This is a genomic window from Rhodococcus sp. DMU1, from assembly GCF_012272955.1.
GTDB lineage: Bacteria > Actinomycetota > Actinomycetes > Mycobacteriales > Mycobacteriaceae > Rhodococcus > Rhodococcus aetherivorans.
The window spans coordinates 407,038-421,680 of sequence record NZ_CP050952.1 but is presented as its reverse complement, the minus strand read 5'-3'; the positions used below and the strand labels follow the sequence as shown (position 1 = coordinate 421,680).

General features: G+C 68.0%; 1 protein-coding gene. It reads left to right on the top strand.

From position 1 onward, the window contains the following. The first annotated feature begins 822 nt into the window (after positions 1–822). Positions 823–14,580: a non-ribosomal peptide synthetase gene (locus HFP48_RS01885; RefSeq protein ID WP_168578932.1), complete on the top strand. Its 13,758-nt coding sequence runs from the start codon at positions 823–825 to the stop codon at positions 14,578–14,580. The last annotated feature ends 63 nt before the right edge of the window (positions 14,581–14,643 follow it).

Below are 14,643 nucleotides of genomic sequence, written 5' to 3'. Positions count from 1 at the left end.
AATCGCCGATTTCCCACGACCCCGATTTTCCGGGGAATCGAATGCGAGAAACCGCGTGACCGGAATCGAAGGGACGATCGGAGTTGTTCCGCCGATTCGCGAAATTCTGCATTCACCTTCCGAAATCGAATTCGGCGAGGAAATCGCGTGCCCAAACTCGGTCGAAAACCCTTTCCGCGCCCGTGCACCCGAGCACCGACGCAGAGCAGACTGGAAGACGGTTGTACGCCCGGAATCACGGAGTCGAATTGGCGTAACTTCCGGAATCACACACTCCGGGTCCGAAAATTCCCATACGTTCCTCAACGTTGTGCCCTGAGTATCAAAAGAGGCAGGGCGGGCTGCGCACCGATCACGACAGAACGGTCCGAACTCTTCCCACCTTGCCGATATGGAATCCCGAATATTGCGACACGAGCAGGCGGGAGCCTATGCTGTGCAAGCACGCCGGCTCACACAGCCGCGGGAATTACACCGGCCGTCGCAGGGAACGGGCCACCCCGCTTCCGGTGCGACGCCCGGACCGGGGCGCACGCGGAAAGAAGGTTGCGCATCGGCATCTTCTCTTGCACCGATATCAGCCCGCCCGCCTGAATTGCCACCGATTGTCGGTGGCAATTCGGTGAAGGGCTGTGCCCGTTCCTGAAACCTCCCACGAGCGCCGGCCGAGACAGTGCGCCCGTTCGTTCGTCGCGCACAGCGTCCCGCATCGGATGCGCCACCGTCTTTTCCAGGACACAAGGGACCGATATGGCCGCCCCATCCCTACGCCACCACGCACATCCATTCCCCGATAGTCGGATCCCCCCCGAAGCGTTCCCCTTGTCACCGGCTCAGTACGGGATCTGGTTGGCGCAGCAGCTCGCCCCCCAGGTCCCCTTCGTCATCGCCCAGTACGTGGAGTTTCCCGGGCCGTTGGATCTCGATCTGTTGCGTGCCGTGTCCGAAACCGCCGGTCGCGAGTTCGAGACCGTCTTCCTGCGCCTGATCGAGATCGACGGGCGCCCGTTCCAGATCGTCGATCGGGAACTCGACTTCCGGACGGAGATTCTGGACTTCCGCGACCGGCGTGAGCCGAGGGCCGCCGCCGAGGAGTGGCTCCGGCGAGACGTCGAACGCCCCGTCGACCTGCTCGCCGACCGGATGTGCAAGATCGCGGTCCTGTGCATCGACGACTCCGACTTCCTGGTCTACGTCAAAGCCCATCACATCGTGCTGGACGGTTACGGGGCAATGATCCTTATGAATCGGGGCGCGGAGTTGTACGCCGCCGCACTCGAGGGCCGCGCGGCGGACGCCGGACCGTCGACAGACCTCCGCACCCTGTACGAACGGGACCGGAAGTATCGAGCATCGCGCAGGTTCGCCGCCGATCGTGACTACTGGTCGCAGCGGATGCTGGCCGCGCCCAACGGAACCGGAGACACCGCAGTGCCTCCGGCCGTCACGTCCCTCGTCGAGACTGCGGAGTTGTCCCCAGCCGCCTCCGATCACCTGCAGGGGTCCGCCAAGACGATGAACGCAACGCCGACGGCGGTCGTTCTCGCGGCTTTCGCATGCTTCTTCTCGCGGCTGTCCGGCAGCGGCGACGTACTCGTCAACATCCCTGTCTCCGCTCGCACAACCGCACAGCTACGACATTCGGCCGGCATGTTGGTCAACGTCGTCCCGCTGCGGATCGCGGTTCACGCCGAGGACACGCTCGGTGAGCTGGTCGGGCGGATGCAGCTCGAACTGCTGGGAGCGTTACGCCATCAGGGCTGCGGGATCGAGGACATCCGGCGCTCCACGGGGAACGCGGTGTCCCGCTTCTCGGTGCCCCTCGTCAATGTGATGCTCTTCGAGCAGGAGCTGGGACTGGGCGCGGTCCCCGGTACGGTCCATGTCCTGTCCCGGGGACCGGTCGGCGATCGAATGATCAGTGTCTGTCCCGGCGGTTCACCGGCGACGACCACGATCGAATTCCGCGCCAATCCGAATCGGTATCGAGAAGACGAGATACGCCGGCAGTGCACCCAGATCGCGGAACTTCTCGAAGAATTCGTCACTGCGGATCCGGGAACCCCCCTCGGCTCCATCCATCGCACGAGCGCGCGTGAGGCGGAACGCCGCTTCCGGGACGCATCGCTCGTGGACTACTGGACATCGACGCTGGCGGGGCTGCCCACGCCGCCGGAGCTGCCGATCGGCCCCTCGCCGATCCGCCGCACGAAAGATCCTGCGACAGTTCGGTTCCCGATCGACGACGACTCGTGCCGCGCCGTGGTCGCGCTGGCCGCCGAGCAGCACGTCGATTCGTTCGTCGTTCTGCATGCCGCGGTGTCGGTACTGTTGGCACGCCTCGGCGGTGTCGACGACGTCGCGATCGGCACTCCGGTTCCGCGCACCGGAGTATCCGACGCCGAGGTGGACGATGCCATCGGCATCCTCGTCCTGCGTGCTCGTGCCGGTTCCGCGACGAGATTCGACGACCTGGTTGCGCAGCTCGGCCGAACCGACCGGGAGGCCTTCGAACATGCCGACGTGTCCCCGCGACGCCTGGCCGAGGCACTGGGTCCGAGTCAGGACGGGACTCGGTCACCGTTGTATCGGGTGACGCTCGAACATCACGTCGAGGCACAGTCTTCCGCCGGCGAGCCGGTTACGGGCACGGCAACGACCTACGCCAGCATGTGCTTCGGCACGGCGGACCTGCAGATCTCCGTGACCGAGCGGCGGAACCGCATCACCACCGGCATGAGCGTGAGCATGCGGTATGCGACCGAGCCGATCGCCGAGGGGACCGTCTGCGGGTTCGCGAGCCGGTTCACGCGGATTCTGACGGCGATCGCGGCGGATGCGTCCGTGCGGATCGGCGACATCGATCTGCTCGGCCCGGAGGAACGGGAGACTCTGGTACCGGCGCGCGGTCCGGCCGGAGTCCCGGTGCGACGTCTGCCGGACATCCTCGCGGCTGCGGCGTCCGCGGACCCGGAGGCCGTTGCGGTGTCGTGTGGGACGGTCCGGATCTCCTACCGAACACTCGACGAGCAGACGAACCGGCTGGCACGGCGCCTGATCGACCTCGGTGCGGGTCCGGAACGCTTCGTCGCGATCGGGATCGAGCGGTCGGCCGACTCGGTGGTGGCGGTATGGGCGGTAACCAAGGCGGGCGCGGCGTTCGTGCCGGTGGATCCGACTTACCCGGCCGAGCGGATCGAGTTCATGCTGGACGACTGCGGCGCGGTCCTGGGACTGACGACGCTCTCCCAGCGTGCTCGGATGCCGGAACGCGTGCGGTGGGTGGTGCTCGACGATCCCCGGATGGCCGACCCGCCGGCCCGGCGCGGGACGACGGTGGCCGATACGGACCGCGTGATGCCGCTGAGGGCGGATCATCCGGCGTACCTGATCTACACCTCGGGGTCGACGGGGACGCCGAAAGGTGTCGTGATCACGCATCGCGGACTGGCGAACCTCGTGGCCTTTGCGGCGGCATCGGCCGAGCCGGGGGCGCGCGTATGGCACGGCGCGTCGCCCAGTTTCGACCTGGCAGTGCTCGAGATGCTCCTCGCGTTCGGTGTCGGGGCTCAGCTGGTCGTAGCACCCTCCGGGGTGTACGGCGGCACCGAACTCGCACGACTGCTCGCCGCCGAGCACGTCACGCACTGGTGTACCACCCCGGCGGTCCTGTCCACCCTCGACCCGAGAAGTCTGGACGACCTGGTCTTCGTGATCGTCGGCGGCGAATCGTGTCCCCCGGGCCTCGTGGAGCGGTGGGCACCGGGCCGGCGCATGGTCAACGGGTACGGTCCCAGCGAGGCCACGGTGCAGGCGACGACCGACGATCTTCTGCCCGGCGACGGCGTCGGACTCGGGAATCCGGGGCCGGGATTCGAAGCGATCGTGCTCGACGCACGCCTGCATCCCGTACCCGTCGGCGTCGTCGGGGAACTCTACCTGTCGGGACCGGCTCTGGCGCGGGGGTACCACCGCCGGTCCGGGACCACCGCGACGCGGTTCGTGGCGGATCCGTTCGGGGCGCCGGGGCGGCGGATGTACCGCACCGGAGACCTGATGCGCTGGTCGACCGGGACGAGCGCACCGGTCGGCGGAACCTCGCTGCTGCGGCTCGAGTACGTCGGACGCGCGGATCTTCAGGTGAAGCTGCGAGGCCGGCGAATCGAGCTCGGCGAGGTGGAGGCGGCGTTGCTCCGCCACGACCGGGTGGGTCAGGCAGTGGCGGTGCTCCGGGTCGACGGTGGAATCGAGCATCTCGTGGGCTACGTGGTGCCCCGCCCGGGCGAGGTCGTCGACGGGGCAGAGGTACAGAAGTCGGTGGCGACCGCGCTGCCCGACTTCCTGGTGCCCGCGGTAGTGGTGGTGCTGGCCGCGATGCCCGTCACCGCCAACGGCAAGATCGACCGGAATGCACTGCCGGTCCCGACGTTCGGAGGATCGGCGTACCGGCCGCCGCGCACGGCGCTGGAACGGACCCTGGTTGGGGCCTTCGCCCAGGTACTCGGCGTCGCTCCCGACCGGGTAGGCCTCGACGACGGCTTCTTCGACCTCGGCGGGGACTCGCTGCTGGCCACGGGACTCGTCGCCCGGATCCGCGCGACCCTACGGGCCGAGGTACCGATCAGGACCGTCTTCGAGGCCCCGACCGTCGCCGGACTGGTACCGCGGCTCGCGGAGTGCGGTGTTGCGCGGCCGCCGCTCGTCCCGCAGCGGCGGCCGAAGCGGATTCCGTTGTCCTACGCCCAGAGTCGACTGTGGTTCATCCACCGATACGAGGGGCCGTCGACGACGTACAACCTTCCGATGGCGGCGCGGCTCCGCGGGGAAGTGGACGTCGCGGCCATGGTGGCGGCCTTCACCGATGTGGTCACCCGCCACGAGAGCCTGCGCACGGTGTTCGGGGAGGAAGAGGGCATTCCCTTCCAACAGATCCTGCCGGTCGACGAGGTCACGCTGTCGCTCCCCGTGACAACGGTGTCCGGCGAACTCATGGCCGACGCGGTCGGGGCGGAGGTCGCGTACCGCTTCGATCTCTCCACCGAAATCCCCCTACGCGCGGCGCTGCTTCGGCAATCTCCCGACGAGCACGTTCTGGTGCTCGTGCTCCACCACATCGCCGGCGACGGCGCCTCCATGGTCCCCCTGGTGCGCGACGTCATGACCGCATACGCGGCCCGGGCCGCAGGATCGGCGCCGAACTGGGATCCGCTGCCGGTGCAGTATGCGGACTACGCGCTGTGGCAGCGGGAGATGCTCGGTACGGAGACCGATCCGGACAGTATGCTCTATCGCCAGTTCGAGTACTGGCGAGCAGAATTGGCGGATGCGCCGGAGCAGCTCCGCTTGCCGACGGATCGAATCCGGCCTCCGGTGCAGTCGTTCGAGGGCGGAACGGTCGAGTTCACCGTCGATGCGTCGCTGCGGGAAGCAGTCGACGGGCTGGCCCGCTCACGCGGAGCGACCACATCGATGGTGATGCAGTCGGCACTGGCCGTGCTACTGCACAAGCTCGGCGCCGGAACCGACATCCTCATCGGCGGTCCGGTAGCGGGCCGTACCGATGAGCTGCTGGCCGACCTGGTGGGGTTCTTCGTCAACTCCTGGGTGCTGCGCGTCGATCTGTCCGGACTCGACGATTTCGCAGCGGTTCTCGACCAGGTGCGGGCAAAGGCGCTGGCCGCGTACGAGAATCAGGACGCGCCGTTCGAACGCCTCGTCGAACTGCTCAATCCGGTCCGGTCCACCGCGCATCACGCATTGTTCCAGGTCGCGATGGCGTTGCAGAACAACCCGCTTCCTGTGCTCGACTATCCCGGGCTCCAGGTCGCGATGGAGCCGGTGACGGCCGGCGTGGCCCGATTCGACCTGTTCTTCAGCCTGTCCGATGTGCCGGCGACACCGCATTCGCCCGGAGGGATGCGGGGAACGATCGAGTACGCGAGCGATCTGTTCGATCGCAGCACCGTGCAGCAGATCGCGGCGCGCTTCGTCCGGGTTCTCACGTCGATGGTGACGTGTCCGCAACGCCGCTTCGGCCTGGTGGACCTGCTCGAACCGCACGAGCGCGTGCAGGTGTTGCAGGAGTGGAACGGCACGACGGTGACCGTCCCGGACACAACGGTACCGATGCTGTTCGCCCGGCAGGTGTCCGCCGACCCGGATGCGGTGGCGCTCACGTCCGGTACCGAACAGTGGACGTACCGGGAGTTGGCGGCTCGCGCGACCCGATTGGCCCACCGGTTGATCGACCTCGGGGTGGGCCCGGAGTCGGTCGTGGCGGTCGCCCTGGATCGTTCGGCGGCATCGATCGTGGCCCTGCTGGCGGTGTCGACGGCCGGCGGCGCGTATCTGCCGATCGACCCGGGCTATCCCGGTGAACGCACCAGGTTCATCCTCGAGGACGCCGCCCCGCTCCTGGTGCTGAGCGACGCTGTCGTCGCCGGTCGATTGCGGTCCCCGGCATGCCCCGTGCTGCTCCTCGACGCCGGCGGAGCATCGGTCGGCGACCCGACGACGCGAGTCGGTCCCGTCACCGATTCCGATCGGCGAATGCCACTTCGTCCCGAGCATCCGGCATATCTCATCTACACCTCGGGCTCGACCGGCGTGCCGAAGGGCGTGGCGATCACCCACCGCAATCTCGTCCACCTGGTCTCGCACGGCTGGCCCGCGAACCGGCCGCGGGAGCGGATGTCGATGACGTCCTCGCCGGGTTTCGATGCGTCCGTGTACGAAATCTGGCCGGCCCTGCTCACCGGCGCCGAGCTCGTGCTCGCCCCGCCCGGGCCGGCAGATCCGATGGATATCGCGCAGACGGTGCTCGACCACGGTGTCACAGCCGTGTTCGTCTCGACTCCGATGTTCCATCTGCTTGCCGATCCCGGCATCGCCACGGACGGGGTATGGGATCACGTGGACCAGGTGGTCACGGCTGGTGCGGCGCTGTTCCCGGCGGCCGTCGACCGCTTCCGCGCCGCGCATCCCGGCCCCCTCGTGGTCAACGCATACGGACCGACGGAGACCACCGTCTGCGCCACCCTGTATCCGGTGCCGACCACCCACGAACCGGGCAGCAGCTCGGTGCCGATCGGAATACCCATCGAGGGCGTGCAGGTGTTCGTGCTCGATGCCGGCCTGCAACCGGTGCCGGTCGGGGTGCCCGGGGAGCTGTACCTGGCCGGCGCGGGCGTCGGACGCGGCTACCACGGCCGGCCGGCGATGACGGCGGGCCGGTTCGTCGCATGCCCGTTCGGGGCGCCCGGGCAGCGGATGTACCGGTCGGGGGATCTCGTGGCATGGCGGTCCCGCGAACGCACGGAAACCGGGCGGGTGAGAGCCGCAGACCTCGAATTCGTCGGCCGCGTCGACGACCAGCTCGAGATCCGTGGATTCCGGGTCGAGCCCGGTGAGGTCGAGGCGGTCCTGACTTCCCATCCCGCAGTCGCACAGGCGGCGGTGGTCCCGCGCGCGGTACCGGGTGACATCGCGAGCACGCAGCTGGTCGGATATGTCGTCCTCGACCGGGACCTGACCCTGCGGGCGGAGGCAGCCCGGGAGTCGGAAGCGGTCGAGCGCTGGCAGGCTCTGTACGACGACGTGTACTCGGACGCGGCGGCGGCCGTCCCCGCCTCACCGGCACTGTCGCTCGACGAGGACTTCGGCGGCTGGAACGCCAGCGCCACCGGTCGACCACTGCCCCTCGACGAGATGCGGCAGTGGCGGGACGCGGCCGTGCAGTCGATCCGGACGCTGCGACCGCACCGGCTGCTCGAACTCGGCGCGGGCTCGGGATTGCTGCTCGCCGAACTCGCCCCCGAATGCGGCGAGTACTGGGCGACGGACTTCGCCGCATCGGCGATCGCGTCGCTGCGTGTCAAGGTGGCCGGACAACCGTGGGCGCAGCGGGTGCGGCTGCGGACGCAGCCCGCTCACGTGACCGACGGTCTTCCCGAAGGCCACTTCGACACCGTGGTGCTCAACTCGGTGGTCCAGTACTTCCCCGACGCCGCGTATCTGCTCGAGGTACTCGGAAAGGCACTGCGACTGCTCACGCCCGGCGGGGCGCTGTACCTCGGCGACGTTCGGAACCTGGCATCGTTGCCACAGTTCGCGGCCGGAGTGGAACTCGCGCGTGCCGGCGTGACAGACACCGCATCGGTCGTTCGCGAACGGGTCCGCCGAGCGATGCTCACCGAGCGGGAATTGCTGCTCGCTCCCGAATTCTTCACCTCACTGCCGCAGCACCTGACCGGCATCACGGGGACAGAGTTCCAGCTCGGCCGGATGCACGCGGTCAACGAACTCAGCTGCCACCGCTATCAGGTGATCCTGCGTACCGATCCGGCGCCGGTCCGCTCCCTCGGAGACGCCCCGAGGCAACCGTGGCACCGGTGGGGAACGATGGCGGCCCTGTGCGACCACCTCCGCGCACATCGGCCGGACATGTTGCGTGTCGAGGGGGTACCGCACGCCGGGCTGGTGCGTGCCGTCGCGCTGGCCGACCGGCTCGACGAGGCACCCGATGACGTGCCGGTGCAGAACCTGCTCGACGGAGCTCCGACGCAAGACGGCTGGATGCCGCACGACTTGGATTCCGTCGGAAAGGAACTCGGATACTCGGTCGCTGTGACCTGGTCCCCCACGCCGGGCGGGATGGACGCCGTCTTCATCGCCGGGGAGACGAGCGACACCTATCCCGCCGCCGTGACGGATGTGTATCTCCCGGCGGGACCGATCGGTCCACTCGCTCGATACGTCAACGACCCCGCCGCGAGTACCCGCATCGACGAGATCCGCCGCTTCGTCTCCGAGCGACTTCCGGACTTCATGATTCCGTCCGCACTCGTGCACATGGCCGCTCTCCCCTTGACCGCGCACGGAAAGCTCGACCATCGGGCCCTGCCGGCACCGGAGTTCGCGATCCCGGGCGCTGACGTCCAGGCGCCGTCGACACCCACCGAGGAGACACTGGCCGCCGTCTTCGCCGAAGTGCTGGGACTCGGGCGGGTCGGAGCGCACGATTCCTTCTTCGCGCTCGGCGGGGACTCGATCATGTCGATCCAGCTCGTCGCACGGGCGAAGGCGGCGGGTGTGCTCATCTCGCCACGAGACGTGTTCGAACACAAGACCGTTTCGGCGTTGGCCGCCGTGGCCACCTCCCTCGCACAGGGCCACGAGGCGCTTCCGGAACTGCCCGGAGGAGGAATCGGCGACATCACCCCGCTCCCGATCCACCGATGGCTGTTCGAACGCGGCGGTGGCTTCGACCGATTCTCCCAATCCGTGTTGCTCACCCTCCCCGCCGAGGCGGACGAGGCGAATCTGACGGCCGCTCTGCAGGCGGTCGTGGATGCGCACGACATGCTCCGCGCACGACTGCACCTCCCCTCGGAGTCCGCATCCGGATGGGGCCTCGAAACACGGCCGGCCGGAACGGTACACGCGGACAAGCTGTTCCTTCGGATACCGGTCGACTCGGTCACCGGCCCGGACTTCACCTCCACCGTCGGGGCGGCACTCGATGCCGCGACCGGGCGGCTCGACCCCACGTCCGGGATCGTGCTGCAAGCGGTGTGGTTCGATGCGGGACCGATCGGCAGGTTGCTGCTGGTGGCCCATCACCTGGTGATCGACGGCGTGTCGTGGCGCATCCTGGTGCCGGACCTCGCCACCGCGTGGGGAAGGACCGTCGCAGGACTCGAGCCCGAACTCGAAGCCGAGCACACCTCGATGCGCCGATGGGCCCACGGGCTGCGCGAGGAATCCCGCAGCGAAAACCGGCGCGCAGAACTGGATCTGTGGCAGGACATGCTCTCGGTCGAGGAGCCTCCCCTGGGCTCGCGGTTCCTCGACACTGCGAAGGATATCGGTGCCACCCTCGACACGATCACCGTCGACGTGCCGACCGTCACCACCGAGATCCTCCTCACCGCACTGCCGGCCGCCGTCCACGGCGGCGTGAACGACGGCCTCCTCACAGCCCTCGGCGCAGCGGTGATCACGTGGCGCCGCGCTCGCGGACAGGACACCGATCGGGTCCTGGTCGGGCTCGAAGGCCACGGTCGGGAAGAACAGGTGGTACCCGGCGCCGACCTGTCCCGGACGGTCGGGTGGTTCACCACCATGTTCCCGGTGCGGCTCGATCTGTCCGGAATCGATTCGTCCGAGGTGTTCGCGACGGGCACCGGAAGAGGTATCGATGCGGTCAAAGCGGTCAAGGAACAACTCCTCGCCGTTCCCGACCACGGCATCGGGTACGGCATGCTGCGCTGGATCGACGACGAGTACCGCACGACGCTCGAGTCCCGTCCCGAACCGCAGATCGTCTTCAACTATCTCGGCCGGGTCGCGACCACCTCGTCGGGAAGCGCCCGAGAGGCCGGATGGATACCGATCGCCGACATCGATCTCGGGCCCGGCACAGATCCGGCTCAGCCGGCGGCCGCCGCGGTGGCGGTCAACGCCGTCGTCGTCGACACGGACACCGGGCCGATGCTGCGCACATCGTTCACGTTCCCGACCGGCGTGCTGGCGACGGACGAGGTAACCGATCTGGCACAACGGTGGCGGCAGGCCCTGATCGCGCTGGCCCTCGACACCACGGTGCCCGGCGCCGGCGGCCACACACCGTCGGATCTGTCCTTGGTGCCGCTGTCCCAGCGCGCGATCGACGATCTCGAGCACCGCTGTCCGGGGCTCGAGGACGTCTGGCCGTTGACTCCCCTGCAGAGCGGCCTGCTGTTCCACGCCATCCAGGCGGACTCCGTCGACGCCTACACGGTGCAACTCACCCTGCATCTGCAGGGGCGGATCGACCCGCGGCGCCTGCGGGATGCGGCTGCGGCCGTCGTGGTCCGACACCCGAACCTGCGGGTCGCCTTCGTACTCGACGAGGGCAACCCGGTCCAGGTCGTCCAGCGTGGGATCGAACTCCCGCTCCGCGAGATCGATCTGACGGCCGTCGACGTCGCCGTCCGCGACACCGAGCTGGACCGGATCCTGACCGAGGACCGGCTCGCGCGCTTCGACACCGCCGTCGCGCCACTGCTGCGACTGACCCTGATCCGGATGGGACCCGACGACTTCCGGCTGCTGTTCACCAATCACCACCTCCTGCTCGACGGGTGGTCTGCGCCGCTGCTACTGAAGGAACTGCTCGTCCTCTACGCAGGTGCGGGTGACACATCGGTCCTGCCCCCACCCCACGCCTACCGGGACTATCTGATCTGGCTCGGCCGCCAGGATTCCGACGCCGCATGCTCGGCATGGTCCCGCTATCTGAGGGGAGTCGACGGCCCGACTCTGCTCGTCCCGGGCCGGCGAGGTGAGCCGGTGGGTGCCGTCTCCGAGGAAACGTCCCGGACGCTCGGCGAGGACCGGACACGACAGCTCGAGGCATTCGCACGCACGCATTCCCTGACGCTCAACACCCTCGTGCAGGTCGCGTGGGGGATTGTGCTGGCCACGCTCACCTCGCTTCGCGACGTCGTGTTCGGCAGCACCGTCTCCGGCCGACAGGCGACGGTGCCCGGCATCGAGGAGATGGTCGGGCTGTTCATCAATACCGTGCCGGTACGCATCAGCGTCGATCCGAACAGGACCCTCACGGAGTTGCTCGAACGGGTCCGCGCCGAACAGACCGAGTTGCTCGACAGTCACCACGTCGGGCTGGCGGACATCCAACGGGCAGCCGGGCCGGCCGCCGTCTTCGACACGCTGACGGTGTTCGAGTCGTATCCCGTCGACCGGGCCGCGTTGAGTCGGGCCACCGATGTCGCCGGCATGCGAGTGACTCATGTGACCGCCCGCGACTCCGGTCACTACCCCGTTGCACTGATCGCACACACCGACCCCCTGCTGCACCTGCGTATCAGCTACCGACCCGACCTGTACGACCGCGGAAGTGCCGAGCAGACCCTGAGGCGGGTCGTCCGAGTGCTCGACGCCGTCGTCGACGAACCCGAGACGACGCTCGGTCGGTTGAACCTGCTCGACGAAGCCGAACGTCGGCGTCTGGCTCCGGTCGGGAGTTCCCCGGCGGTCCCGGTATCCGAGGCGACGTGGACCGAGATGCTCGCAGGACAGGTAGCCCGCCATCGGGACGCGATCGCAGTCGTCGGGAACGGAGAACAACTGACCTATGCAGACTTCGGAGCCCGGATCAGCCGGCTGGCGCGATGGTTGATCTCCCGGGGCGTCCGTCCCGAGGCGCCCGTGATCGTGGCGATGCGTCGATCCGTCGACCAGCTGGTGGCGACGCTCGCGATCCTCGAAGCCGGAGGCGTGTACGTGCCGATCGACCCTGATCACCCAGCTGAACGTATCGCACACGTCCTCGAAACTGCACAGCCGATGTGCGTGCTGGCCTCGGAAGGGATCGAGCTGCCGGGAACAGTGCCTGTGATACGCACGGACGCCCTCGATCTGTCCGGATTTCCTGCGTCTCCCGTCACCGATACCGACCGGCTCGCGCCGGTACGGCCGGACAACACCGCGTACGTGATCTTCACGTCGGGCTCGACGGGCACACCCAAGGGAGTGACGGTGACCCACCGGGGGCTGACAACTCCGGCGCAGTGGTGTGCGGGTGTCGCCGACTCCGAATCCCGGGTTCTGCACGCAATCTCACCCAGTTTCGACGCATCGCTGCTGGAGTACCTCACGGCCGTCGCGGCCGGCGGACAGCTGGTGGTGGCGCCACCCACGGTGTACGGAGGCGCCGAGATGAAGGCACTTCTGCGTACCGCGCGGATCACGCATCTGTACATCACCCCCACCGTGCTGGCCACCATCGATCCGTCGGGGCTGGACGAACTCGCATTCGTGTGCGTCGGCGGTGAGACGTGTCCACCGTGGCTCGTCGAGCGATGGGCGACCGGCAGACGCATGGTCAACGGGTACGGACCCACCGAGACGACGGTGATGTCGAATGTCCGCGACCCATTGGCGGCGGACGAACCGATCACGCTCGGCGTACCGATGCCCGGATTCGCCGAGGTGGTGACGGATCGGCGGATACAGCCGGTGCCGGTCGGGGTGAGTGGGGAACTGTACGTGGCGGGTCCGGGACTGGCCCGCGGATACCACCGGCAACCGGGAACGACGGCAACCCGATTCGTGGCCGACCCGTTCGGAGCGCCGGGACGACGGATGTACCGCACCGGTGACCTGGTGCGGTGGACGGACACGACCGGGCGACTCGAACCGGAATATGTGGGGCGTTCCGACTTCCAGGTGAAGGTGCGGGGATTGCGCATCGAACTGGAAGAGGTAGAGGCGGCGCTGGTGCGGCACCCCGCGGTTGCCCAGGCCGTGGCCGTGGTCCGCGACGGTGGGCGGGGCGGGCAATTGGTCGCCTACATCGTGCCCGCACACGCACCGGCCGACCCGGCGGAGATCCTCCGTTCCCTGGCAGCCGTGCTGCCGTCGTACATGGTGCCGGTGGCATTGACAGTGCTCCCGGCGATGCCGGTGACACCCACCGGGAAAGTGGATCGGGCGGCGCTACCGGCCCCGGAGTTCAGCCGGTCGGAGTATCGGTCCCCGCGCACCGACACCGAGCGCATCGTTGCGGAGGCCTTCGCGTCTGGGCTCGACCTGGAACGCGTCGGGATCGACGACAACTTCTTCGACCTCGGAGGAAACTCTCTCAGCGCCGTTCGTGTCGCCGCCATCCTGAAATCGACACTCTCCGGGGACGTCCCGTTACCGCTGATCTTCCTCGCACCCACACCGGCAGGCCTGGCACATCGCCTGGATACCCGTCCCGGTGGGGGCACGCCGTCGACGATCGAGGCGCTCGAAGTGCTGATCCCGCTCCGGGCGGGGGGCAGCCGTACTCCACTGTTCTGCGTGCACCCCGCGATCGGCATCTCCTGGGTGTACGCCGGACTGTTGCGGTACCTTCCCGACCGTGCCGTGTACGGCCTTCAGCTCCCCCTCCTCTCCGGCGGGCCGGCCTATGCGTCCCACCACGCCCTCGCCCATCGCTACGTCGAGGAGCTGCGGGCGGTGCGACCGCACGGCCCCTACCACCTGCTCGGCTGGTCGCAGGGCGGCCTGATCGCGCACCACATGGCGGTCCAACTGCGAAGCGCGGGAGAGGCCGTCGATCTCGTGATGCTCGACTACTACCCGATCGAGCGCGCTCGAAAAGAGCTGACTCTCGCGGAGGTTCTCGTCAGCTTGGGTATCGACGCCGACAGCGCCGAGCCTACGGACATTTCGTTCGACACCGCGCTCACTCAGGTGAACCGTATGCTCGGGCACGAAACAGGTCTCACACCAAGCGATCTCGAGCGCATACTGGGGGCGTACGCCGAGGTGCACCGCACCGGACCGGAACTCGGGCTGGAGGTATTCGACGGCGACATGCTGTTCTTCGCTGCCGCGAACTCGTTGGACGACTCGGGCGAGACATCACCGGGGCTGTGGCGGAAGACCGTGACGGGCTCGATCGTCGAGCACGTCGTCGCGGGTGATCACCTGCATATGATGAATCCCGAAGCGACCTCGGTCATCGGCCCGATTCTGGCGGACCATCTCGGTCGAATCGATGAGCGCCACCGATCTCCCCGGTGACGGGTCGATACTGTGTCGCAGCGCGGACGGTGTCGCAGCGCGGACGGTGTCGCAGCGCGGACG